Origin of the sequence: Streptomyces sp. NPDC001339 (assembly GCF_042895955.1) — a bacterium.
Taxonomy (GTDB): domain Bacteria; phylum Actinomycetota; class Actinomycetes; order Streptomycetales; family Streptomycetaceae; genus Streptomyces.
In genome coordinates, this window is sequence record NZ_JBIAWT010000033.1 from 1 (window position 1) to 1426 (window position 1426).

Genomic DNA, 1426 nt, shown 5'->3' on the forward strand with positions numbered 1-1426 from the left:
GAATCGGACTCCTGCGGAGCAGGGCAGAGGTAGCCGAATCGCCGTCAGGGCGATTCGGTGTCCACCCCAGTGCGGGGCGAGGAAGCCCATCAAGATCGATTGTTCTCAACCGTCAGTCCTCCCAGATAGGTTGTGATGCATGACGACCGCGGCGACAACGGAGAATGCCGAACATGCCCGGTGGACGTTCCGGCTTCGCGTGTCGTCCACGGCCCGTACCGCCCTTGAGGCGGAGTGGGGCCGGTGCCGGTGGATCTGGAACGAGGCTGTTGCCAAGTCCAAGGCCGTGCATCTGCACAACAAGGCCACCGGAGAGAAGCAGACCTGCGGCCCGGCGCAGCTCGACAAGATGCTGACCGAGGCCCGCAGGTCCACAGAGTGGCTGCGTGAAGGCAGCTCGGTTCCGCAGCAGCAGTTGATACGCGACTTCGGCAAGTCCCGCGCCAAGGCACAGAAGGACATTCGGGAGCGTCTGCCGTTGCGGCAGCGGGCCGGGATGCCGAAGTGGAAGAAGAAGCGCGAAGCGCTGCCTAGCCTCAACTACACCCGGCGTGGCTTCCGGCTGAAAGACGGGAAGCTGCGCCTGGCGGGCGGCATCGCGTTGACGGTGGTGTGGTCGCGGAATCTTCCGGCCGACCCGTCCAGCGTCCGCGTCTACCAGGACTCCACCGGCGCGTGGTATGCGTCCTTCGTTGTCCCGGCCGAGACCGAACCGTTCCCATCGACGGGGCGTGTGATCGGGATCGACTGGGGCGTAAAGGAGACCGCGACCACCACCAGTGATGCCCACGACCTTCCCCATGCCCAGTGCGGGAAGACGGCCGCGCAGAAGCTCGCCCGCTACCAGCAGATGATGGCGCGCAGGAAGCCCGAGCGCGGGCAGCCCGGATCGAAGGGCTACCGCGAAGCGAAGCAGCAGACAGCCAAGCTGCATAAGAAGGTGGCCCGGCAGCGCCAGGACACCGCCCGCAAGTGGGCCAAGAAGGTCGTCCGCGACCATGATGCCCTGGCAGTGGAGGACTTCCGCCCGAAGTTCCTCGCCAAGACCACCATGGCCCGCAAAGCAGCAGACGCGGCGATCGGCGCCACCAAGGCGGCCTTGGTCGAGATGGGCCGCAAGCACGGCCGGACCGTGCACCTGGTACACCCCGCGCACACCACGATGGACTGTGCGCAGTGCGGAGCGAGAACCAAGCACGCACTACCTCTCTCAGAACGAACGTATACCTGCACCGCGTGTGGAGTTGTCTCGCCTCGGGACAAGAACTCCGCCCGCGTGATGCTGGTCCGGGCTGGTCTCAACCCGGCTAGCGCTGAGGGCGTAAGACCATCGGGGGCGCTGCCCCCGATGGCGGCCTGAGCTAGAAATCCTCGATCAGCCCTGGAGGGTGAGGAATCCCCTCCCTTCAGGGAGGGGAGGTTTCAA

The 1426-nt window shown here is 65.7% G+C and carries 1 protein-coding gene; it reads left to right on the top strand.

The genetic code is table 11. The features are described 5' to 3' along the window. The first annotated feature begins 139 nt into the window (after positions 1-139). Positions 140-1360, top strand: coding sequence for an RNA-guided endonuclease InsQ/TnpB family protein (locus tag ACFY12_RS35595; RefSeq protein WP_390720137.1), 1221 nt, complete (start codon positions 140-142; stop codon positions 1358-1360). Positions 1361-1426 lie beyond the last annotated feature (66 nt).